The sequence below is a fragment of the Streptomyces sp. NPDC018026 genome, assembly GCF_044327745.1.
Lineage (GTDB): Bacteria > Actinomycetota > Actinomycetes > Streptomycetales > Streptomycetaceae > Streptomyces > Streptomyces rubrogriseus.
The window spans coordinates 304,286-326,140 of sequence record NZ_JBIRFY010000002.1 but is presented as its reverse complement, the minus strand read 5'-3'; the positions used below and the strand labels follow the sequence as shown (position 1 = coordinate 326,140).

Here is a 21,855-nt window from a genome sequence, read left to right as displayed (position 1 = left end):
CGCACTGTCCTACGGCCTCATCAACCCGATGCGCGATGATTGGTTGCGGGCGTTCACCCGGTTGGCCCGCACGGGATCTCAAAATCACCGCAAAAATCCCCGGAATTCCGGGGGCAAACGCGGACCCGTACACATTTCCCGTTGTCCGCCGACGGAGTGAACGGGAGAAACCCGGCCGGACCCACGGAGTTGACCAGTGAGCTCCGGTGGACGGGGTTTCCTCAGAAAGGACTGGCCAGTGATCAAGAAGGTAGTTGCCTACGCGGCGATCGCCGCCTCCGTCATGGGCGCCTCCGCTGCCGCGGCCCCGCAGGCGATGGCGATCGGCGACGACAGCGGGCCCGTCTCGGCCAACGGGAACGGCGCCTCGCAGTACTTCGGCAACTCGATGACCACGGGCAACATGAGCCCGCAGATGGCGCTCATCCAGGGCTCGTTCAACAAGCCGTGCATCGCGGTCAGCGACATCCCGGTCAGTGTCATCGGTCTCGTGCCGATCCAGGACCTCAACGTCCTGGGCGACGACATGAACCAGCAGTGCGCCGAGAACTCGACGCAGGCCAAGCGCGACGGTGCGCTGGCCCACCTCCTGGAGGACGTCTCGATCCTGTCCTCCAACGGCGAGCGCTGACATCGCCCCGGGGCGGGCCGCCGAGCACATCGGTGGCCCGCCCTTTCGCATGCCCGGGCGCCGGGGCCCGGGTCAGCGGCCCGGTGTCGCGTACAGCGCCTCGATGTCGTCCGCGTACGCCGCGACGGCCGCGTGCCGCTTCACCTTCAGGGACGGGGTCAGCAGGCCGTTCTCCTCGGTGAACTCGCCCTCGACCAGCCGGAAGGCGCGGATCGACTCGGCCCGGGAGACGGCCGCGTTGGCGTGGTCCACCGCCTTCTGGACGTCCGCGCGCATCCTTTCGTCCCGTACGACCTCGGACATCGGCGTCCGGGCGGGCAGCCCGCGCACCGCCAGCCAGTGGGCGACGGCGTCCGGGTCGAGGGTGATCAGGGCGGCGACGAAGGGCCGGTTGTCGCCGACGACCAGGCACTGGGCGACGGGTGGGCGGCTGCGCAGGCGGTCCTCCAGGACGGCCGGGGAGACGTTCTTGCCGCCGGAGGTGACCAGGAGGTCCTTCTTGCGGCCGGTGATGGCGAGGTAGCCGTCGGCGTCGAGGGAGCCGAGGTCGCCGGTGGCGAACCAGCCGTCGGTGAGGGCCGCGTCGGTGGCCTCGGGGTTGCCCCGGTAGGCGCCGAAGACGATGCCGCCCTTGACGAGCACCTCGCCGTCGTCCGCGATGCGCACGGCGGTGCCGGGGACCGGCGGGCCGACGGTGCCGGGGCGGGGGCCGAGCGGCGGGACGATGGTGGCGGCCGCGGTGGTCTCGGTCAGGCCGTAGCCCTCGTAGATCATGATTCCGGCGGCGTAGAAGAACAGGTTGAGTTCGCTCTCCAGCGGGGAGCCGCCGCTGATGGCGTAGCGCATCCGGCCGCCCAGTTCCCTGCGCACCCGCCGGTAGACCAGCAGGTCGTACAGGGCCCAGCCGGCCCACAGGCCGGGGGCGGGGCCCTTGCCGCGGCCCAGGAAGCGGTCCAGGTGCGCTCCGCCGAAGCGGACGGCGAGGCGGTGGGCGCGTTCGAAGGAGGCGCCGCGGCCGATCTTCTCGGCGGTCGCCCGGCCGGTGTCGTGGATCTTCTCGAACAGGTACGGGACGCCGACCAGGAAGGTCGGGCGGAACGACTTGAGCACGGGGCGCAGTTCGTCGGGTCTGATGCTCGGGAAGTGGCCGATCTCGATGCGGGCCAGCAGGCAGGAGATCTGGATGGTGCGGCCCAGGATGTGGGCCAGCGGCAGGAAGAGGAGGGTCGAGGCGGTCTGGCCGGTGACCTCCTTGAAGATCGGGTGCAGCAGCTCGACCGTGTTGGCGGCCTCGGCGTGCAGGTTGGCGTGGGTGAGGACGCAGCCCTTGGGGCGGCCGGTGGTGCCGGAGGTGTAGCAGACGGTGGCGACCGTGTCCGGGGTGAGGGCGGTGCGGCGCTTGGCGACCTCCTCGTCGCTCACGCCCCGGCCGAGGGCGGTGAGGTCGGCGAGCGCGCCGGCGTCCAGTTCCCACACATGCGGGCGCTCGGGGTGGTCGGCGGTGCCGGCCCGGACGGTGGCGGTGTTGGCGGCGGTCTCGGTGACGGCGTACCGGGCGCCGGAGTCGCGGACGATCCACTCGACCTGGTCGGCCGAGGAGGTGGCGTACACCGGGACGCTCTGGCCGCCGGCCGCCCAGATCGCGAAGTCCAGGACCGTCCACTCGTAGCGGGTGCGGGACATGACGGCGACCCGGCCGCCGGGTTCCAGGCCGGCGGCGATCAGCCCCTTGGCCACGGCGGTGACCTCGCGGGCGAACGCCTCGGCGGTGACGGGCCGCCAGGCGCCGTCCACCTCGCGGCGCAGGACGACGGCGCCGGGGGCCTCGGCGGCGTTGGTGAACGGGATGTCGGCGGTGCTGCCCGTGGCGGGGCGGGACGCGAGGGCGGTGGTGCGGGCCTCGCGGACGGTGCCGTCCGCGTCCCGGACGGTCTCGGTCCTGGTGCGGGAGGCCAGGCCGCCGCTCTCTCTCGCCCGTTTCAGGTCCCTGCGTACGCCCATGACGGCTCCCGGTCGCGGTCGGACTGCTGCGCTGTCGCGTGTGCTCGGCTGCGAACCCAGCTACGAACTTACTTCGCAGTAAACTTACTCGCGCGTAAGGAAACGTCAATGGGCGCACCGCCGCCCCCGCCCCGCCGGGTCAGGCCAGCCGGTTCGCCTCCTCGATCGCCTCGGCCAGTTCCCGCACGTCCCCGTCCTCCGTGCGGTCCGCCAGGCCGTCGGCCCGCTCGGCGAGTTCGGACAGGCCCGGTGCGCCCGGCAGGGAGCCGCCGTCGCCGCCCGAGGACCGGAGCGCGTCGGCGAAGTAGGCCGCGGTCGCCGTGACCCGCAGCCCGCGGCCCGACTCCCAGACGGACTCGTCGAGGGCGTCGCTCTCCACGTCGCCGGACTCCTCGTGCGGGGTGCGGCTGTCGGGGTCGAGCCAGCGGACCGTGGCCGTGGCGAGGTGGCCGTCGGCGCCGGGCCTGGTGCGGACGGCGTAGAGCGCTGTGACCGTGTGGCCGGGGCCGACCTCGCCGCCGTCGACGCGGTCGTCGCGGAAGTCCTCGTCGGCGACCTGGCGGTTGTCGTAGCCGACGAGGCGGAACTCGGCGACGGTCTCCGGGTCGAAGGCCACCTGGGCCTTGGCGTCGCGCGCGGTCAGCTCGATGTTGCGCGGGAGCTGCTCGGAGAAGACCTCGCGGGCGTCCTCGCTGGTGGAGACGTAGGTGGTGTGGCCGTCGCCCTGGTCGGCGAGGCGTTCCATCAGGGCGTCGCCGTAGTCGCTGCCGACGCCGACGCCGAAGAGGGTGATGCCGTGTTCGCGGCGCTCGGTGGCGATGCGTTCGAGGATGGTGTCCGCGTCGGTGTCGCCGGTGTTGGCGAGGGCGTCGGAGACGAGGACGACGCGGTTGGTGGCGCCCTCGCGGCGGCCCTCGACGGCGGTCTCGTAACCGGTCTCCATGCCCGCGCCGAGGTTGGTGGAGTCGGTCGGCTCCAGGCCGTCGATCGCGTCGTGCACGCGGTCGCGGTGGTCGTCGAGCCGGGTCATGGGCAGGACGGTCTCGGCCTCGTCGCTGAAGGTGACGATCGCGACGGAGTCGTCGTCGCGCAGCCGGTCGGTCATGGTGCCGAGCGCCTCCTGGGCGAGGTCCAGGCGGCCGGGTTCGCCCATGGAACCGGAGATGTCGATGACGAAGGTCAGGGCGGCCGGCGGGCGTTCGCTCTGCCGCCCGGCGGGGCGGGTGGCCAGGCCGACGCGGACCAGCGACCAGTCCTCGTCGTCGGTGCGGGCGCCGTCCACGGTCACCGAGAAGCCGTCGCCGTCCGGGCGGTCGTAGTCCTGGCGGAAGCTGTTGACGAACTCCTCGGGGCGGACCGTGGACGGGTCGGGCAGCCGGCCCTCGGACAGGGTGCGGCGGGCGTAGCCGTAGGAGGCGGTGTCGACGTCGAGGGCGAAGGTGGACAGGTAGTCCGGGTCGGGGGCGATCTCGCGGGAGTCGCCGTTCTTCTCGTCCTCGCCGCTGCTCGTCCCGCCGTCGTGGCGCTGCTCGCCCTCGCCGCGCGGGCGGTCGGGCGCGGGCATCGGGGCCGAGCCGCCCCGCGAGTCGGACGTGGTGTCCTTCGCCCCGCTCGACGCGTCGTCGTCTCCCCCGCAGCCGGTGAGCAGCAGCCCGCCCGCCAGGGTGAGCGCGAGCAGCGCGGTCGCGCCGCGCCGCCCCCGCTTCCCGTCGGTCCCGTACCGGTTCATCGTCCGTCCCCCTGTGCTTGTTCGGCGCCGGTGTACGTGACTGTGACGGGGCGGCGGGGCGAAACGTGCGGCACGGGGTGTTACGGCTGTGTCTCGAAGCGGGCACGGGGGCGGCCCGCCGAGACCGGTGGGTGATCCTCCGTTGACCTACGACACGATGTCCTTGCGGGCGAAACCCCGGAAGGCCAGGGCGAACAGCACCAGCGCGTACGTTACCGAGACGGCCGTGCCCTGGATCATGCCCGACCACTCCGGGTTCGGCTGTACGGCGTCCGCCCAGGCGAACTGCCAGTGCGCGGGCAGGAAGTCGCGCCAGTCGCCGAGCGCGGTCACCGCGTCCAGGACGTTGCCGACGATGGTGAGGCCGACGGCGCCGCCGACCGCGCCCAGCGGTGCGTCGGTCCTGGTCGACAGCCAGAACGCGAGCGCGGCGGTGACCAGTTGGGACACGAAGATGTACGCCACGACCACCACCAGGCGCTGGGCGGCCGTGCCCGGGGCGAGCGAACCGCCCGTGGGGATGGCCAGCGGCCCCCAGCCGTAGGCGACGGTGCCCACGGCCAGCGCCACCAGCGGCAGCAGCACCATCGCGGCCAGGCTCAGCCCCAGCCCGACGGCCAGCTTGGAGGCGAGCAGCCGGGCCCGCGGCACCGGCGCGGCGAGCAGGTAGCGCAGGGAGGACCAGCTCGCCTCGGAGGCCACGGTGTCCCCGCAGAACAGGGCGACCGGGACGACCAGCAGGAAGCCCGCCGACACGAAGAGGTTGACGGCGGCGAAGTTGGCGCCGGAGGCGGTGGCGGTGTCCATCAGGGTGATGCGGTCGCCGGGGCCCTCCGGCTCGCCGCCGATCGCGAAGGCGACGACGAGCACGAACGGCAGCACGGCGAGGATCGCGCCCATGACCAGGGTGCGGCGCCGCTTGAGCTGGCGCGCCAGCTCCACCCGCAGGGGCAGCGTGCGGCCCGCCCGGTAGCCGTACGCGGAGTCGGACGCCGACGCCGGTCCGGGCGCGGGCCCGGTGGTGGCCGGCTTGGTGGGCGTGCTCATGCGGAACCTCCGATCAGGGTGAGGAAGGCGTCCTCCAGGCGGCGGTGCGGGCCGACCGACGCCACGGGGATCTCCAGCCGGACCAGTTCGGCGACCAGGCCGGGCGCGGTACCGCCGGGGTCGAGGCGGACCAGGAGCCCGTCGTCGGTGTGCACGACCGAGGCCACGCCGGGCAGGGCGGCGACCTTGTCCACGAGCGGTTCGTCCACGGGCAGGCCGGTGCCGACCAGGAGGGTGTCGCCGGAGCCGATGATCTCGGCGACCGGGCCCGCCTGGACCAGCCGGCCCCGGTCCATGACCACGAGGTGGGTGCAGGACTGCTCGACCTCGGCCAGCAGGTGGCTGGAGACGATCACGGTGCGCCCGGCGGCCGCGTAGCGGATCATCACCTCGCGCATCTCGCGGATCTGCGGCGGGTCCAGGCCGTTGGTCGGCTCGTCGAGGATGAGCAGGTCGGGCAGGCCGAGCATGGCCTGGGCGATGGCGAGGCGCTGGCGCATGCCCTGGGAGTAGGTGCGCACCGCGCGGGCGAGCGCGTCGCCGAGCCCGGCGATCTCCAGGGCCTCGTCCAGGTGGGCGTCCTCGGGCGGGCGGCCGGTCGCCCGCCAGTACAGCTCCAGGTTCTCCCGGCCGGACAGGTGCGGCAGGAAGCCCGCGCCCTCGACGAAGGCGCCGACCCGGGACAGCACCGGGGCGCCGGGCCGGATGGCGTGCCCGAAGACCCTGATCTCGCCCTCGTCCGGCTTGATCAGGCCCATCAGCATCCGCAGGGTGGTCGTCTTGCCCGCGCCGTTGGGCCCGAGCAGGCCGAGCACCTGCCCCTTCTCCACCCGGAAGGACAGCTCCCGCACCGCGTACCGCTCGGCGGACCCGGCGTAGCGCTTGCTCAGGCCGGTGATCTGCAGGGGTACGTCGGCCTGCGCGGGGTCGGGTGCCGGTGCGGCGGTGCGGCGGCGGCCCGTCCACAGCAGGGCCAGGGCGAGGGCGGCACCGGCCAGGGGCAGCCACCACACCCAGGCGGGCAGCGGTGCGGCGGCGGTGGTCACGCCGGGGGCGGTGGGCACCTTCAGGTCGCCCTCGAGGGAGACGGTGTACGTCGCCGGGGCGGCCGGGGAGGCGTAGCCGAGGTCGGTGGAGGCCAGGACCAGGCGCAGCCGGTGGCCCTTCTCCACCTCGTGGTCGATCGCCGGGAGGGTGAGCGTGACGTCCTTGCCCGCCCTGGCGTTCTCGACGCGCACGGGGGTCACCAACTGCGAGGGCAGTACGGGCGTCGTGCCGCCGGGGCCGACGTCGTACACCTTGGCGAAGAGGACGGCGTCCTCGGTGGTGGAGCGGACGTGGACGGTGGCCGTCGGGGAGCCGGTGATCCGCAGGTCGTCGCCGACCGGGGCGGACTCGAACGCGGCGTACTGGCCGGGGAAGTCCAGGGAGACGCCGACGCCGAGCGAGGAGAGCTGGGAGAGCCCGCCGGCGCCGCCGATGCCGGGCAGGGCGGAGACGGCGGGCGGGTTGGCGCCGGCGGGGTTGTCGACGCTCTGCTCGCGGCCGCGCAGGGGCACGGAGCGCTGTCCGTTCGCCAGACCCGGGTAGCGGTCGGCGCTCGCGCCGCGCAACTGGGCCTGTCCGTCGGTGGAGTCGACGCCTCCGGTGCGGGTGACGCGGAAGGCCGGGCCGGTGCCGGCGCCCTCGTCGTCCTTGAGGTAGCGGTCGAACCAGTCGTCGATGCGGGCCTGGACGCGGTCGGTCTCCAGGTCGCCGCCGTCGTGGCCGCCCGCGATCCAGTCGACGTCCACGGGGGCGCCGTTGGCCCGGATCGCCTTCGCCGCGGCGTCGGCCTGGCCGAGCGGGAAGAGCGAGTCGGTCTGGCCCTGCATCAGCAGGGTGGGCACCTCGATGCGCTCCCCCACCGCCTGCGGACTGCGTGCTTCGAGGAGCTTCACCGCCTCGGCGTCGGGCCTGCCGGACTCGGCGACCCGCTGGTACATGCGGCACAGGTCCGCCTCGAACCGGTCGCAGCCGCCGCCGGAGTTGACGAAGATGCCGGCCCACAGCTTCTTGAAGACGCCGTTCGGGAACAGCGCGTCCGCCAGGTTCCAGTACGTGATGGCGGGGGCGACGGCGTCCACCCGGGTGTCGTGCCCGGCGGCGAGCATCGCGACCGCACCGCCGTAGGAGCCGCCCGCGACGCCCACCCGGGGGTCGCCGTCCTCGTCCAGCTCGACCTGGGGCTGCTCCGCGAGCCAGTCGATCAGCCGGGACACGTCGGCGACCTCGCCGTCCGGCGCGTTCAGCCCGATCTTCCCGGTGGACTTCCCGAAGCCGCGGGCCGACCAGGTGAGGACCGCGTACCCGTCCCGGGCGAGGTCCTCGGCCTGCTCCCGTACGTCGTCCTTGCTGCCGCCGAAGCCGTGCGCGAGCAGGACGGCCGGGCGGCGGCCGCCGGAGCCCGCCGTGAAGTACGAGGTGTCCAGGCGCACGCCGTCGCCCACCGCCATGACCCGGTCGGCACGGCGCACCGGGGCCGGGTCGTCACCGGCGACGGCCGTCCACGTCCCGGCGCCGGCGAGCACGACGACGGCGGCCGCGGCGGAGAGCATCCGCCGCGGCCCCCGTAGCAGCCCTCGCACGCGGGGCAGTCGAAGATCCATGTGTCAACGGTACGGGCCGCCGCCGACAACGGGGGCCGCCCCGGGGCTGAACCGGCGGCCCTCCCACGGAAGTACGGGGCCGCTCCCGCGTACCACGGGCGCGGTAGGCCGGTGGGGTCCGGCGGGCGGTCGCGCCCCGCGGCCGGTCACGGCCGAACGGCCTCCTTGATCGCCGAAACGGCAGGAGAGGCAGTCCGGTTCCGCTTCTCGCGGCGGTACGGGAACCGCAACGTGGAGGGCGAAAAGACTGCCGACGTCCGGCATACGGGCATGTCGGTGGGCCCCGGTACAGTCCGTCGCACAGATGAACCACAGGAACGCAGCAATGGGCGGGGACTCATGAAGCTGAAGTACACCGCGGCCTGGGTGGGGCTCACGGCGGCCGCGATGGTCACGGCCACCGCGTGCGGCTCGGAGGGCGCGAAGACGGCGGCGGAGACGGCCGACAAGGCCGTGGACAAGGCGGACACGATCATGGCGGCCCTCAGCCGGGCCACCGACCGGACCGAGGAGCTGGGCTCCGCCGAGGTCAGGACGACGACCGAGCTGGGCACCGGCGCGCCGGTCACCGCGGACGGCACGTACTCCTGGGGCGACGGCTACGCACTCGACGTGGAGATGGACACCGAGGCCGCGCAGCTGCAGGAGCTCACGGACTCGCCGACCGTGCGCACCCTCTTCGTGGACGGCGCCTACTACTACGACATCGACCCGCAGCCCGCCGGCCCCCTCGCGGGCAAGGAGTGGATGAAGATCGACGGGTCGGCCGTGTTCGGCGAGTCGGGCGCCGCCACGATGGCCGGTGGCGGCGGCGAGGGCAGCCCGGCGAACTCCATGAAGGGCCTCAAGTACGCCAGTGACGTCGACGATCTCGGCAAGGAGACCGTCAACGGCAAGCCGGCGACCCACTACCGCGCGGTGCTGGACGAGCAGGACCTCGGCAAGTTCAAGGAGGTCTTCAAGGGCGACGACAGCATGCTCAACTCCGCCGCCGGCGAAGGCTCGATCACCATGGAGATCTGGGTGGGCGCCAAGGACCTGCCGGTGCGCCTGAAGCAGGACTTCGGCGCCATGACGGTCACCATGGACTTCGACAAGTGGGGCGCCACGAAGGACATCGTCGCCCCGCCCGCCGACCAGGTCGGTGACCTCACGCAGGAAGTGAAGGACGCCGGTCTGGAGCAGGGCTGAGAAGACGCGGAGGTGCCGCCGTCCCGCCGGGAGCGGGACGGCGGCACCGCGTGCCTCAGTGGTTGCGCGGGAAGCCCAGGTCCACGCCCGCCGGGGCGTCGGCCGGGTCGGGCCAGCGGGTGGTGACGACCTTGCCGCGGGTGTAGAAGTGCGTGCCGTCGTTGCCGTAGATGTGGTGGTCGCCGAAGAGCGAGTCCTTCCAGCCGCCGAAGGAGTGGTAGCCCACCGGGACCGGGATCGGCACGTTCACGCCGACCATGCCGGCCTCGATCTCCAGCTGGAAGCGGCGGGCCGCGCCGCCGTCCCGGGTGAAGATGGCGGTGCCGTTGCCGTACGGCGAGGCGTTGATGAGGGCCACGCCCTCCTCGTACGTCTCGGCGCGCAGCACGCACAGCACCGGGCCGAAGATCTCGTCCTGGTACGCCTTCGCGGTGGTCGGCACCCGGTCGAGCAGGGAGATGCCGATCCAGTGGCCGTCCTCGTGGCCGTCGACCGTGTGGCCGGTGCCGTCCAGGACGACCTCGCAGCCCTCGGCCGCCGCGCCCTCGACGTAGGAGGCGACCTTGTCCCGGTGCGCCTTGGTGATCAGCGGGCCCATCTCGGAGGACGGGTCGGTGCCGGGGCCGATCTTGATCTTCTCGGCGCGCTCGCGGATCTTCTCCACCAGTTCGTCGCCGACGGCGCCGACCGCGACGACCGCGGAGATCGCCATGCAGCGCTCGCCGGCCGAGCCGTAGGCCGCGCTGACCGCCGCGTCGGCCGCCGCGTCGAGGTCGGCGTCGGGCAGCACCAGCATGTGGTTCTTGGCGCCGCCGAGCGCCTGTACGCGCTTGCCGTGGGCGGAGGCGGTGGTGTGGATGTAGCGGGCGATCGGGGTCGAGCCGACGAAGGAGACGGCCTTGACGTCCGGGTGCTCCAGGAGGCGGTCCACGGCCACCTTGTCGCCGTGCACGACGTTGAAGACGCCGTCCGGCAGACCCGCCTCACAGAGCAGCTCGGCGACCTTCACGGCGGCCGACGGGTCCTTCTCGCTCGGCTTGAGCACGAAGGTGTTGCCGCAGGCGATGGCGATCGGGAACATCCACAGCGGCACCATCGCCGGGAAGTTGAACGGCGTGATGCCCGCGACCACACCGAGCGGCTGCCGGATCGACGACACGTCGACGCGGGTCGCGACCTGCGTCGACAGCTCGCCCTTGAGCTGCACGTTGATGCCGCAGGCCAGGTCCACGATCTCCAGGCCGCGCGCGACCTCGCCGAGCGCGTCGGAGTGCACCTTGCCGTGCTCGGCAGTGATCAGCTCGGCGATCTCGTCGCGGTGCGCGTCCAGCAGCGCCCGGAAGCGGAAGAGGATCGAGGTCCGCTGGGCCAGCGAGGACTGGCCCCAGGTCAGGTACGCGTCCTTGGCGGCGGCGACCGCGGCGTCCACCTCGTCGACGGAGGCGAAGGCGACCTTGGTGGTGACCTCGCCGGTCGCCGGGTTCGTCACCGGCCCGTACGTGCCCGAGGCGCCTTCGGCGGTCTTGCCGCCGATCCAGTGGTTGACGATGTTCGTCATGACCGAGAACTCCTTCACAGATGGCGGCGACGGGTCGAGACGTGCCGTAGGTGCAGCCGACGCCGTTCGTTCGGCTGACGCTGTTCGCGCTGCTCGCGGGCCGGGACCGGGGACGGTCGGGTCGCGGTCTCGGCCATGGCTCCATCCCAGCAGCCGGGCGCCGCGGGCGCGCCCGACACTGTGTCTGCGGTTTGGGTGTCCGCGTAGACACGTGGGGCAGTGTGGGCGGCCCGCGTCGGGGCGCGACGCGGGAACCTCCGGCGCGGAGCCGGTGCGAGCGGGGAGTTGGCGCTCGTGCCTCGCTCCTGCCAGGGCGAGGCCGCCTTCCCGCGCCGGAGGCGTTCGGTGGGGGAACCGGCGCCCCGGCCGTGTGCCGTCGGGTCGTGCGCCATCGCGTTCCCTCCTTGCCCGCGCCCTTGCGTCACCCCGGTTTCTAGCCCCGCGCGTGCGGCCTGTCAATGTTTTGTCCGGACATTCGGACGACGTAGTCGGACGGCGTAGTCCGAGTGGCGGCCGGGCGACGTACGACGGAACAGCTCCCTCCGCCGCAGTCAACGCGCCGCGCCTGAACGACGACGTACACCTGTGTGCCACTCGTGTCACAAAAGCTCCCTCCGCGTCACACATGTCACGCGCACGCGGGTCTTCCGTCACACCCGGGAACGGGCCCTGACCGCCCGTCACCCCGCGTCGTTCACCCGGAACAGGCTTGGTGATCGCCAGCGCTGCGCCCGGCTCCCCCCGGCGGCCGTCCCCGGTCGCCGCCGCGGCGCGCGCAGGGAGGTGCGACTAGTGACCGACCGAAGGCTCTGGTCCTACAAGGACATCGCGGCCCACATCAAGGTCCAGCCGGACACCGTTCGGTCGTACCGCAAGCACGGGCTGCTGCCCCCGCCCGACCACGTGGAGGGCGGAAAGCCGTACTGGTACGCGGAGACGGTCCGGGCCTGGGTGGCGTCCCGCCCCCGCAACCGCAACCGGTAGCGGCACGACGGCGCGAAAACCGTTCTGTGCCCCACCGCCCGGTGGGGCACAGTGCCGTGCATGGACTTCTCCGAGAAACCCGTGCTCACCGGCGACAAGACCGTCCTGCGGCCGTTCACCGCCGAGGACGCCGACGTGATGTGGGAGATCGTCAACGACCCCGAGGTGGTCCGCTTCACCTTCGAGCCCACCACCGAACTCACCCTCGACAAACTGCGCTCCTGGTACGGCGTGCGCACCGCCGATCCGGACCGGCTCGACCTCGCCGTCACCGACCGCGCCACCGGCGAACTCGTCGGCGAGGTCGTCCTGTACGAGTGGGACCCCGCGGCCCGCGGCTGCACCTTCCGGACCCTCGTGGGGCCCCGGGGACGCGGCCGCGGGCTGGGCAGCGAGGCGACGCGGCTCATCGTCGGGCACGCCTTCGAACGGGTCGGCCTGCACCGCGTCCAGCTGGAGGTCTACGCCGACAACCCGCGGGCCCGGCGGGTGTACGAGAAGGCCGGCTTCGTGGTGGAGGGGGTGCGCCGGGAGGCCGCCCTGCGGGGCGGTGTATGGGTGGACGACGTACTGATGGCGGTCCTCGACCACGAGTGGAAGGCGCGGGCGGGCACGGATGCGACGCAGGTGACGGGCGAGCCTCGCCTTTATACCCCCTAGGGGTAGGGTGGGGGTGAGTGGTCCGGGACCGGGCCACGGGTACCCGCCCTGTGTACACCCCCGACGAGGAGTAACGACATGACCGCCCAGACCGACACCACCCAGGACTCCGTCACCACCGTCTACAAGGTGAGCGGAATGAGCTGCGGCCACTGCGAGGGCGCCGTCTCCGGCGAGATCTCCGAGATCGCGGGCGTCGCCTCCGTACAGGCCGTCGCCGCCACCGGCGAGGTCACCGTCGTCTCCGGGGCGCCCCTGGACGACGCCGCCGTACGCGCCGCCGTGGACGAGGCGGGCTTCGAGCTCGTCGGCCGGGTCTGAGCCCGGCGCCCCCACCCCGTTCTGGAGTCCGGACCATGACCAGCACCACCGCGGACACGCACACCTCCACGACGGCCGCCGGACCCGATCCGGGCCTCGCCGAAGTCGAGCTGCTCATCGGCGGGATGACCTGCGCCTCCTGCGCGGCCCGCGTCGAGAAGAAGCTCAACCGCATGGACGGTGTCACCGCCACGGTGAACTACGCGACGGAGAAGGCCCGGGTCAGCTATCCGCCGGCCACCGGGGTCGCCGACCTGATCGCCACCGTCGTGAAGACCGGGTACACGGCCGAGGAGCCCGCGCCGCCACCGGAGCCCGCCGACCGGGTCGGCACCAAAGAGCACGGCACCGGCGACGGCGACGCCGACCCGGAGCTGTCGGCCCTGCGCCGGCGCCTGCTGGTCTCCGTCCTCCTCGCCGCCCCCGTGGTCCTGCTGGCGATGGTCCCGGCGCTCCAGTTCGACAACTGGCAGTGGCTCTCGCTCACCCTGGCCGCGCCCGTCGTGGTCTGGGGCGGGCTGCCCTTCCACCGCGCCGCCTGGACGGGCCTGCGGCACGGCGCGGCCACCATGGACACGCTGGTCTCGCTCGGCACGCTGGCGGCGTTCGGCTGGTCCCTGTGGGCGCTGTTCTTCGGGGACGCGGGCATGCCGGGCATGCGGCACGGCTTCGACCTCACCGTCTCCCGCACCGACGGCGCCTCCGCGATCTACCTGGAGGCCGCCGCCGGAGTCACCGCCTTCCTGCTCCTGGGCCGCTGGCTGGAGGCCCGTTCCAAGCGCCGCGCGGGGGCTGCCCTGCGGGCGCTGATGGAGCTGGGCGCCAAGGACGTGGCCGTACTGCGCGAGGGCCGCGAGGTGCGGATACCCGTGTCCCGCCTGGCGGTGGGCGACCGGTTCGTCGTACGCCCCGGCGAGAAGATCGCCACCGACGGCACGGTGGCCGAGGGCGCCTCGGCCGTGGACGCCTCGCTGCTGACCGGCGAGTCCGTGCCGGTGGACGTCACCGTCGGCGACACCGTCACCGGCGCCACGGTCAACGCCGGGGGCCGGCTGGTGGTCGAGGCGACCCGGGTGGGCGCGGACACGCAGCTGGCGCGGATGGCGAAGCTGGTGGAGGACGCGCAGAGCGGCAAGGCGCGGGTGCAGCGGCTCGCCGACCGGATCTCGGGGATCTTCGTCCCCGTCGTACTGCTGATCGCGTTCGCCACCTTCGGCGGCTGGCTCGGTGCCACCGGCGACACGGTCGCGGCGTTCACCGCGGCCGTCGCCGTCCTGATCATCGCCTGCCCGTGCGCGCTGGGCCTGGCCACCCCGACGGCGCTGCTGGTCGGCACCGGTCGCGGCGCCCAGCTCGGCATCCTCATCAAGGGCCCGGAGGTGCTGGAGTCCACGCGGCGCGTCGACACGGTCGTCCTGGACAAGACCGGCACCGTCACCACCGGTCGCATGACCCTGCACGAGGTGTACGCCGCCGAGGGCACCGACGAGGAGGAGCTGCTGCGGCTCGCGGGCGCCGTGGAGCACGCCTCCGAGCACCCGGTGGCCCGCGCGATCGCCGCCGGCGCCGAGGAACGGCTCGGCACGCTGCCGGGCGTCGAGGACTTCGAGAACGTCCCCGGGCGCGGCGCACGCGCCCGCGTGGCGGGCCACGAGGTGGCCGTGGGGCGCCTCCACGACACTCTGCCGCCCGAGGTGTCCCGGGCCAGGGACGAGGCCGAGCAGCGGGGCCGTACGGCCGTCGTCGTCGGCTGGGACGGCTCGGCGCGCGGGGTCCTCGCCGTGGCGGACGCGGTCAAGGAGACCAGCGCCGAGGCGGTGGCCGGGCTGCGCCGGCTGGGCCTGACCCCGGTCCTGCTGACCGGCGACAACCGCCGGGTGGCCGAGTCGGTCGCGGCGGCCGTCGGCATCGACGAGGTGATCGCCGAGGTGCTGCCCGAGGACAAGGTCGCGGTGGTGGAGCGGCTGCGGGCCGAGGGCCGTACGGTCGCCATGGTCGGCGACGGCGTCAACGACGCGGCCGCGCTCGCCACCGCCGATCTGGGCCTGGCGATGGGCACGGGGACGGACGCGGCGATCGAGGCGGGCGACCTGACGCTGGTGCGCGGGGACCTGCGGGTGGCGGCGGACGCGATCCGGCTCTCCCGGCGCACCCTGGCCACGATCAAGGGCAATCTCGTGTGGGCCTTCGGCTACAACGTGGCCGCGCTGCCGCTGGCCGCCGCCGGGCTGCTGAACCCGATGATCGCGGGGGCGGCGATGGCCTTCTCCTCCGTCTTCGTGGTCACCAACAGCCTCCGGCTGCGCGCCTTTCGCTAGCTTCGGACCGGTCCGCATTTCATGCAGGTCGTGGGGCTGCGCCTCTGGAGTCCGGCACGTACCTCACATAAGCTCTTCACAAGGCTCGCGCATCTTCCTTACGCTTGAGCCCCGTGCGACGTACGGGGCTCTTGCGCACCTAACGGACATATGCAAGAGACGCAGATCACAGTGATGCGAACGTAACCATCGAAGGGGTTCGAAGGTCTAAGTTGGCGATGTCAGGCAGCGTCTTGGGGGGCGCCACCTGGCATCTGGGGATGTCTTGGGGGACTTTCCCAGAGCTGCGTTGCCGGGACACGTACACCGGGAAGCTTTGAGCGGCCCTCCCGGGCGTGCGCTGTCCCGGCAGACCGCACGGCACGCAGCACCAGCACGACGAGCACCACCAGCACGACACAGCGAATTCAGGCGCTGTCCTCACAGACGCCCGGCCGGATCCCGTGGGGGGAATCCGCACCGGGACATGGGAAGGCGCCCTGGATCGTCGGCCCGTGGGGGGACCGGCGCCAGGGCGCCTTCTGCTGTCCGTCCGGTTCTACTGTCCGTCCGGTTCCGCTGTCCGTCCGGGTCCTCCCGGGGCACGGAAAAGTCCCGTACCACTCGGAGCGGTACGGGACTCACCGGATGCGCTGCGGGGGTGCCTTGCGGCTCAGCGCTCCTCGACGGGGATGAAGTCGCGCTCGACGACGCCCGTGTAGATCTGGCGCGGGCGGCCGATGCGGGAACCCGGCTCCTTGATCATCTCGTGCCACTGGGCGATCCAGCCCGGCAGCCGGCCGAGGGCGAACAGGACCGTGAACATCTCGGTCGGGAAGCCCATGGCCCGGTAGATCAGACCGGTGTAGAAGTCGACGTTCGGGTAGAGGCTGCGCGAGACGAAGTAGTCGTCGGAGAGCGCGTGCTCCTCCAGCTTCAGGGCGATGTCCAGCAGCTCGTCGGACTTGCCGAGCGCGGAGAGGACATCGTGCGCGGCGGCCTTGATGATCTTGGCGCGCGGGTCGAAGTTCTTGTAGACCCGGTGGCCGAAGCCCATCAGGCGGACGCCGTCCTCCTTGTTCTTCACCTTGCGGATGAAGGAGTCGACGTCGCCGCCCGCGTCGCGGATGCCCTCCAGCATCTCCAGCACCGACTGGTTGGCGCCGCCGTGCAGCGGGCCCCACAGGGCGTTGATGCCGGCGGAGATCGAGGCGAACATGTTCGCCTGCGAGGAGCCGACCAGGCGGACCGTGGAGGTCGAGCAGTTCTGCTCGTGGTCCGCGTGCAGGATCAGCAGCTTGTCGAGCGCCGCGACGACCGTCGGGTCCAGCTCGTACTCCTGCGCCGGGACCGAGAAGGTCATGCGCAGGAAGTTCTCGACGTAGCCCAGGTTGTTGGCCGGGTAGACGAACGGGTGACCGATCGACTTCTTGTACGCGTACGCCGCGATCGTCGGAAGCTTCGCGAGCAGCCGGATCGTGGAGAGGTTGCGCTGACGCTCGTCGAACGGGTTGTGGCTGTCCTGGTAGAAGGTGGACAGCGCCGAGACCACCGACGACAGCATGGCCATCGGGTGGGCGTCGCGCGGGAAGCCCTTGTAGAAGTTCTTGACGTCCTCGTGCAGCAGGGTGTGCTGCGTGATCTCGCCCTTGAACGCGGACAGCTCGTCGACCGTCGGCAGCTCGCCGTTGATCAGCAGGTAGGCCACCTCCACGAAGGAGGAGCGCTCGGCCAGCTGCTCGATCGGGTAGCCGCGGTACCGGAGGATGCCGGCTTCGCCGTCCAGGTAGGTAATGGCGGATTTGTAGGCGGCGGTGTTGCCGTAACCGCTGTCCAGCGTCACCAGACCGGTCTGGGCGCGGAGCTTCCCGATGTCGAAGCCCTTGTCACCGACGGTGCTGTCGATCACCGGGTAGGTGTACTCGCCATCGCCGTACCGCAGTACTACAGAGTTGTCGCTCACGTCTTTCCCTCACCGACGTAGTGCCTCATCTTCGAGGTGCCCTGACTGTCTCTACCATCCCCCACTTGGCTCAGGAGAGTGCACTCGGGGTCGACCATCGGGCCTATTGGCGGCACTCAGTGCCGCCAACTTGCTCATCCTGCCCCCTCCGGGGCCCATCCGGAAGGGCCGTGTGACCTTTCCGACTCGTTTGATCGATCATTTTTTTCACATGGTCCGGGAGGTTTACCGGAAGGTTTCAGGTTCGGGGCCCCGCCAGCCGGAAGTCGAGCGCCGTGCACCGTCTCCCGGCCGACACCGTCCGCACCGCCTGCCCGATCGCCTTGCGCGACCCGACGAGGACGACCAGCTTCTTCGCCCGGGTGACCGCCGTGTACAGCAGATTGCGCTGGAGCATCATCCAGGCCCCGGTCGTCACGGGGATCACGACGGCCGGATACTCGCTCCCCTGGGACCGGTGGATGGTGACCGCGTACGCGTGGGCCAGTTCGTCCAGTTCGTCGAAGTCGTACGGCACCTCCTCGTCCTCGTCCGTCAGCACGGTGAGGCGCTGGTCGACCGGGTCGAGCGAGGTGACGACGCCGACGGTGCCGTTGAAGACGCCGTTCTCGCCCTTCTCGTAATTGTTGCGGATCTGGGTGACCTTGTCGCCGACCCGGAAGACCCGGCCGCCGAACCGCTTCTCGGGCAGGTCCGGGCGTCCCGGGGTGACGGCCTGCTGGAGCAGCCCGTTCAGCGTCCCGGCCCCGGCGGGTCCCCGGTGCATGGGCGCCAGCACCTGCACGTCCCGGCGCGGGTCGAGCCCGAACTTCGCGGGGATGCGCCGCGCGGCGACGTCGACGGTGAGCCGCCCCGCCTCCTCGGTGTCGTCCTCGACGAAGAGGAAGAAGTCCTTCATCCCGTCGGTGAGCGGGTGCTGCCCGCCGTTGATCCGGTGCGCGTTGGTGACGACGCCGGACTGCTGGGCCTGCCGGAAGACGCGGGTCAGCCGGACGGCGGGCACGGGGCTGCCGGGCGCCAGCAGGTCCCTCAGCACCTCCCCCGCCCCCACGCTGGGCAACTGGTCGACGTCCCCGACGAGGAGCAGATGGGCGCCCGGCGCCACGGCTTTCGCGAGCTTGTTGGCGAGGAGCAGGTCCAGCATCGACGCCTCGTCCACCACCACCAGGTCGGCGTCGAGCGGCCGCTCCCGGTCGTAGGCCGCGTCGCCGCCCGGCTTCAGCTCCAGCAGCCGGTGCACGGTGGACGCCTCGGCGCCGGTCAGCTCGGAGAGCCGCTTGGCGGCCCGCCCGGTCGGCGCGGCCAGCACGACCTTGGCCTTCTTGGCCCGCGCCAGCTCCACGATGGACCGCACGGTGAAGGACTTGCCGCAGCCGGGCCCGCCGGTGAGCACGGCGACCTTCTCGCTGAGCGCGAGCTTGACGGCCTCCTCCTGCTCGGGCGCGAGCTCGGCGCCCGTGCGCTGCTTCAGCCACCCGAGCGCCTTGTCCCAGGCCACGTCGTGGAAGCCGGGCATCCGGTCCTCGTCGGTGCGCAGCAGACGCCGCAACTGCCCCGCCAGGGCCAGCTCGGCGCGGTGGAAGGGCACGAGGTAGACGGCCGTGACGGGGTCGCCGCCCTCCGGGTCGGGCACCTTCTCCCGTACGACACCGGGGTCGCCGTCGGGATCCTCCGGCTCGGCGGCCAGCTCGCCCAGGCACTCGATGACGAGCCCGGTGTCCACCTGCAGCAGCTTCACCGCGTCGGCGATCAGCTTCTCCTCGGGGAGGTAGCAGTGCCCCTGGTCGGTGGCCTGCGACAGCGCGTACTGCATCCCGGCCTTGACCCGCTCCGGGCTGTCGTGCGGGATGCCGACGGACTGGGCGATCTTGTCGGCGGTGAGGAAGCCGATGCCCCAGACGTCGGCGGCGAGCCGGTAGGGCTGGTTCTTCACCACGGAGATGGAGGCGTCCCCGTACTTCTTGTAGATGCGCACCGCGATGGACGTGGACACCTCGACGGTCTGGAGGAAGAGCATGACCTCCTTGATCGCCTTCTGCTCCTCCCAGGCGTCGGCGATCTTCTTGGTCCGCTTGGGCCCGAGGCCGGGCACCTCGATGAGCCGCTTGGGCTCCTCCTCGATGATCGTGAGCGTGTCAAGACCGAAGTGCTGCGTGATCCGGTCGGCGAAGATCGGCCCGATCCCCTTGACCAGCCCGGACCCCAGATAGCGCCGGATGCCCTGCACGGTGGCGGGCAGCAGCGTCGTGTAGTTCTCCACGTGGAACTGCTTGCCGTACTGGGGGTGCGACCCCCAGCGCCCCTCCATCCGCAGCGACTCCCCCACCTGCGCGCCGAGCAGCGCGCCGACAACGGTCAGCAGATCGCCGGCGCCTCTGCCGGTGTCGACGCGGGCGACGGTGTAGCCGTTCTCCTCGTTGGCGTACGTGACGCGCTCCAGAACGCCTTCGAGGGTGGCGAGCCGCCGTTCGCCGGGGGCCGCGGGGGGCTGGGTGGGCATGATCCGACGGTACCGGTGGGGACTGACAGGGATGACCGTGACCGGCTACTCGGGCGACACTCCGGTGCACGGACCGTCGTCCGCCGACCGTGTCAGGTACGCGTGGTTGTCCTCGATGAGGTGGTCCAGCGCGGCCCTGGCGGCGGCGAGGCCGTCGATGGCCTCGGACAGCCGGTCCCGCTCGCGCCCCATGATCTTCAGTGCCTGCCGCGCCCTGTCCTCGGTCGGCTCGGACATGCAGGGCGCCATCTCGGCGATGGTGCTGCTGGGCACGCCCGCCGCCAGGAACGCCTGTATGAGGCGCACCCGCTGCACGTGCTCGTCCTCGTAGTGGCGCTGTCCGGTGGGCGAGCGGGAGCTGACGAGCAGGCCCTGCTCCTCGTAGTAGCGCAGCGACCGGCGGCTGGCTCCCGTCCGGGCGGACAGTTCACCGATCCGCATACCGGACTCCTCTCATGCCGATGACCACTTGCCCCTCACACTGATGTGAGCTTTTAGGTTAACTCCATGCTGAAGCTCATCTTCATGATCAACCGCGCCGAGGGAATGTCGTACGAGCGTTTCGTCGACCACCACCGCAACCGGCACGCGCCGCTGTTCACCTCCATCCCGGAGGCGGATCGCTACGTGCGCGGGTACACCGTGTCCCACCCGGTCCCCGCCGGGAAGTATCCGCCCCGGGCCTACGACGGCATGACGGAAATCTGGTTCGAGAACTGGGAGGACCACGACGCCTTCTTCGCCTCCGAGAACTACCGGACGCTGGTCAACCCCGACGAAGCACGCTTCATCGACATGGCATCGGTGGCCGTGATGGTCACCGAGGAGACGAAGGTCATTCCGGCGGAGGGAACATTCGGTGGCGCGTGCTGCCAGTTCGACCGGGGCGACGGCAGCCCCGGGGAGGTGTGCTGGGTCAGCGGGGAGACGGACTCCCCTCCGGCCCCGTCATCCCCGTGAGAAAGCGGGTGAAGGCGGCGCGGGGAAAGGTGAGGGCGGCTCGGGCGGGGGCCTTGCTGTCGCGGACGGCCACGTGGGTGGTCGAGGTGGCTATCTCCACGCACTCGTTGCCGTCGCCGGGGCCCGAGTACGACGACTTCCGCCAGTTGTCCATGGAGGCTCAGCTCCCCCCGTCCGCCCTCTTGACGCCGCCGACGAATTCCGCGAAGACCTCGGTCGAGACAGTAAACGTTCCGTATGAAGGAACTTTGGAGTCGCGCACGGCGACGTGCGTGGTCGAGTTCGCGACCTCCACGCAGCTGTTGCCGTCGCCCTCTCCGGAGTAGGAAGACTTCCGCCAGTTGGTGAACGTGGTCATGAGTCTCACAGCTCTCTCGCGAGTTCGTGGATGAAGGTGCGTGACCGTGCGGGTTCGAGCGATGCAGCAGTCACCATACGGAAATTCGTGCGATACGTGTCCAGTTGGGCTTCGGCATCCATGAAGACCACGCCATGAGGCGCATCACGCACCACCGTGTCCAGCCTGGGGAGCGGACCACCCGCGTAGGTCATGGTGCTCGACGCCTTGCCGAAGCCGTCCACATCGAACGGGACGACCCGCAAGGTGACATGGTCCGCTTCGGAACGTTCGAGAAGCTTCTCGAGCTGGTCGCGGGCGACCTTACGGTCGCCCACTCTGATTCGCAGCGCCGCTTCGTGGATCACGACATCGTGTGGAACGGCGAATTCCTGGCGAGTCATGCGGTGTTGTACGCGTAGATCGATCTCCTCCTCGGTCAGGCTGGGCATGCGCGAGGAGAAGACGGCACGTGCGTAGTCCGCAGTCTGCAAGCGGCCCGGGACGTAGAGGATCGCGACATCGTGCAGGAAGGTCGCATGGTGCTCCAGTTCCGACAGATCGAGGAACGGCGTCGGCAACAGCCCGCGATACTCGTCCCACCAACCGCGTGTCCGGTCGGTCGCCATGAAGGCCAGCGCTGCGATGAGATCCTCGTCCGTGCACGCGTAGTGCGACTTCAGTCGGCGCAACCGCTGCTCGCTCACACCCGTCAGTCCGGATTCGATGTGGGTGATCTGGACCCTGTTCGCACCGAGCAACGCCGCCGCCTCCGTGGCGGTGAGACCGGCCGCTTCGCGGAGTCGGCGAAGTTCGAGACCGAGACGCCTCTGACGTGCGGTCGGCTCACGCCTGAGAACCATGGTTCCTCTTTCAACCCAGCTGCAAGGTGCGCTCGTTCGGGGTCAGATTACGCGATCGGCTTGCTCGGGATTACTAGTTAGTCCTACCGTCAGTGACGCGACGCACACCGTGCGACACCGGGCCACCGGAAGCGCACCGCCCCGTCCTGCCATGACGGCTGCGGC

At 71.4% G+C, this 21,855-nt stretch carries 19 protein-coding genes; 7 read left to right on the top strand and 12 right to left on the bottom strand.

Annotated elements, in window-relative coordinates:
- Positions 1-238: 238 nt before the first annotated feature.
- The gene (rdlB, locus tag ACH4D3_RS07120) at positions 239-631 is read left to right on the top strand and encodes a rodlin RdlB (RefSeq protein ID WP_398317407.1); all 393 of its coding nucleotides are present in this window, start codon (positions 239-241) and stop codon (positions 629-631) included.
- Positions 632-703: 72 nt separating this feature from the next.
- On the opposite strand, the gene ACH4D3_RS07115 is transcribed toward rdlB, so the two are convergent.
- The 4 genes from ACH4D3_RS07115 to ACH4D3_RS07100 all read right to left on the bottom strand — a co-directional run bounded on the left by ACH4D3_RS07115 (position 704) and on the right by ACH4D3_RS07100 (position 8,056).
- Positions 704-2,632 carry an AMP-dependent synthetase/ligase gene (locus tag ACH4D3_RS07115; protein ID WP_398317404.1) on the bottom strand — a complete coding sequence of 643 codons (1,929 nt, stop codon included), beginning with the start codon at positions 2,630-2,632 and terminating at the stop codon, positions 704-706.
- Positions 2,633-2,771: 139 nt separating this feature from the next.
- Positions 2,772-4,361 (bottom strand): von Willebrand factor type A domain-containing protein, encoded by a 1,590-nt coding sequence (locus ACH4D3_RS07110; protein WP_398317401.1) that lies wholly within the window; start codon positions 4,359-4,361, stop codon positions 2,772-2,774.
- 147 nt (positions 4,362-4,508) lie between these two features.
- A complete protein-coding gene (locus tag ACH4D3_RS07105) occupies positions 4,509-5,408 on the bottom strand; it encodes an ABC transporter permease (protein ID WP_398317399.1) in 900 nt (299 codons plus the stop codon).
- Positions 5,405-8,056, bottom strand: coding sequence for a CocE/NonD family hydrolase (locus ACH4D3_RS07100; protein WP_398317396.1), 2,652 nt, complete (start codon positions 8,054-8,056; stop codon positions 5,405-5,407). The genes ACH4D3_RS07105 and ACH4D3_RS07100 overlap by 4 nt, the downstream gene beginning before the upstream one ends.
- A gap of 339 nt (positions 8,057-8,395) precedes the next feature.
- On the opposite strand from ACH4D3_RS07100, the gene ACH4D3_RS07095 reads away from it, so the two are divergent.
- Positions 8,396-9,247, top strand: a complete 852-nt coding sequence (locus ACH4D3_RS07095) for a hypothetical protein (RefSeq protein WP_398317393.1) — start codon at positions 8,396-8,398, stop codon at positions 9,245-9,247.
- A 55-nt stretch (positions 9,248-9,302) separates the two neighbouring features.
- Here ACH4D3_RS07095 and mmsA read toward each other — a convergent pair whose 3' ends face one another.
- Positions 9,303-10,805 carry a CoA-acylating methylmalonate-semialdehyde dehydrogenase gene (gene mmsA, locus ACH4D3_RS07090; RefSeq protein ID WP_398317390.1) on the bottom strand — a complete coding sequence of 501 codons (1,503 nt, stop codon included), beginning with the start codon at positions 10,803-10,805 and terminating at the stop codon, positions 9,303-9,305.
- A 14-nt stretch (positions 10,806-10,819) separates the two neighbouring features.
- Positions 10,820-10,942 (bottom strand): hypothetical protein, encoded by a 123-nt coding sequence (locus ACH4D3_RS07085; protein ID WP_398317387.1) that lies wholly within the window; start codon positions 10,940-10,942, stop codon positions 10,820-10,822.
- A 655-nt stretch (positions 10,943-11,597) separates the two neighbouring features.
- Here ACH4D3_RS07085 and ACH4D3_RS07080 point away from each other — a divergent pair.
- The 4 genes from ACH4D3_RS07080 (at position 11,598) to ACH4D3_RS07065 (ending at position 15,088) form a co-directional block, all read left to right on the top strand.
- Complete coding sequence (locus ACH4D3_RS07080; RefSeq protein ID WP_016326277.1) at positions 11,598-11,789, top strand: AlpA family transcriptional regulator; 192 nt, start codon at positions 11,598-11,600, stop codon at positions 11,787-11,789.
- 60 nt (positions 11,790-11,849) lie between these two features.
- On the top strand, positions 11,850-12,449 hold the full coding sequence (locus tag ACH4D3_RS07075) for a GNAT family N-acetyltransferase (protein WP_398317384.1): 600 nt from the start codon (positions 11,850-11,852) through the stop codon (positions 12,447-12,449).
- Between the two features lie 78 nt (positions 12,450-12,527).
- Positions 12,528-12,770, top strand: coding sequence for a heavy-metal-associated domain-containing protein (locus ACH4D3_RS07070; protein ID WP_109032835.1), 243 nt, complete (start codon positions 12,528-12,530; stop codon positions 12,768-12,770).
- A 35-nt stretch (positions 12,771-12,805) separates the two neighbouring features.
- Positions 12,806-15,088, top strand: coding sequence for a heavy metal translocating P-type ATPase (locus ACH4D3_RS07065; protein ID WP_398317380.1), 2,283 nt, complete (start codon positions 12,806-12,808; stop codon positions 15,086-15,088).
- A gap of 652 nt (positions 15,089-15,740) precedes the next feature.
- Here the strand turns inward: ACH4D3_RS07065 and ACH4D3_RS07060 are convergent.
- The 3 genes from ACH4D3_RS07060 to ACH4D3_RS07050 form a co-directional block, all read right to left on the bottom strand.
- Complete coding sequence (locus ACH4D3_RS07060) at positions 15,741-17,030, bottom strand: citrate synthase (protein WP_398317377.1); 1,290 nt, start codon at positions 17,028-17,030, stop codon at positions 15,741-15,743.
- 238 nt (positions 17,031-17,268) lie between these two features.
- Complete coding sequence (locus tag ACH4D3_RS07055; protein ID WP_398317374.1) at positions 17,269-19,530, bottom strand: ATP-dependent RecD-like DNA helicase; 2,262 nt, start codon at positions 19,528-19,530, stop codon at positions 17,269-17,271.
- Positions 19,531-19,575: 45 nt separating this feature from the next.
- Positions 19,576-19,971 carry a MerR family transcriptional regulator gene (locus ACH4D3_RS07050; RefSeq protein WP_398317371.1) on the bottom strand — a complete coding sequence of 132 codons (396 nt, stop codon included), beginning with the start codon at positions 19,969-19,971 and terminating at the stop codon, positions 19,576-19,578.
- Positions 19,972-20,037: 66 nt separating this feature from the next.
- Here ACH4D3_RS07050 and ACH4D3_RS07045 point away from each other — a divergent pair, with 66 nt between their 5' ends.
- The gene (locus tag ACH4D3_RS07045) at positions 20,038-20,490 is read left to right on the top strand and encodes an EthD domain-containing protein (RefSeq protein WP_398317368.1); all 453 of its coding nucleotides are present in this window, start codon (positions 20,038-20,040) and stop codon (positions 20,488-20,490) included.
- Here ACH4D3_RS07045 and ACH4D3_RS07040 read toward each other — a convergent pair.
- The 3 genes from ACH4D3_RS07040 to ACH4D3_RS07030 are packed head-to-tail and all read right to left on the bottom strand — an operon-like array spanning position 20,447 to position 21,690.
- Positions 20,447-20,644, bottom strand: a complete 198-nt coding sequence (locus ACH4D3_RS07040; protein WP_398317366.1) for a DUF397 domain-containing protein — start codon at positions 20,642-20,644, stop codon at positions 20,447-20,449. The two genes, ACH4D3_RS07045 and ACH4D3_RS07040, sit on opposite strands and share 44 nt — an antisense overlap.
- Positions 20,645-20,650: 6 nt before the next feature.
- Positions 20,651-20,848: a DUF397 domain-containing protein gene (locus tag ACH4D3_RS07035; protein ID WP_398317363.1), complete on the bottom strand. Its 198-nt coding sequence runs from the start codon at positions 20,846-20,848 to the stop codon at positions 20,651-20,653.
- 5 nt (positions 20,849-20,853) lie between these two features.
- Positions 20,854-21,690 carry a helix-turn-helix domain-containing protein gene (locus ACH4D3_RS07030; protein WP_398317360.1) on the bottom strand — a complete coding sequence of 279 codons (837 nt, stop codon included), beginning with the start codon at positions 21,688-21,690 and terminating at the stop codon, positions 20,854-20,856.
- Positions 21,691-21,855: the final 165 nt, after the last annotated feature.